Origin of the sequence: Pseudoalteromonas sp. SG43-7, assembly GCF_014164295.1 — a bacterium.
Taxonomy (GTDB): Bacteria; Pseudomonadota; Gammaproteobacteria; order Enterobacterales; family Alteromonadaceae; genus Pseudoalteromonas; species Pseudoalteromonas rhizosphaerae.
The window spans coordinates 1-239 of sequence record NZ_JACJEY010000246.1 but is presented as its reverse complement, the minus strand read 5'-3'; the positions used below and the strand labels follow the sequence as shown (position 1 = coordinate 239).

The following is a 239-nucleotide window of genomic DNA, read 5'->3' as shown; positions in this document are numbered from 1 at the left end:
TTACTTGGGCTGACGGTAAGAACCGTTCAGCGGTGGATTGAAGCAGACGATATGACTGACAAGCGAACGAGTACGAAAAAACGGCCGCCAAACCGTCTCACAGAGTTAGAGCGGCAGCGTATTATCAAAACAGTCAATTCAGCTGAGTATGGGCATTTACCGCCGAGCAAAATAGTGCCCAAGTTGCTTGATAAAGGGGTATGGATAGCATCCGAGAGTTCGTTTTATCGGGTTATGAA

At 47.3% G+C, this 239-nt stretch carries 1 protein-coding gene; it reads left to right on the top strand.

The features are described from left to right. Positions 1-51: 51 nt before the first annotated feature. On the top strand, positions 52-239 hold a 188-nt coding region (locus H5200_RS23710), incomplete at its 3' end, for a helix-turn-helix domain-containing protein (RefSeq protein ID WP_182762930.1).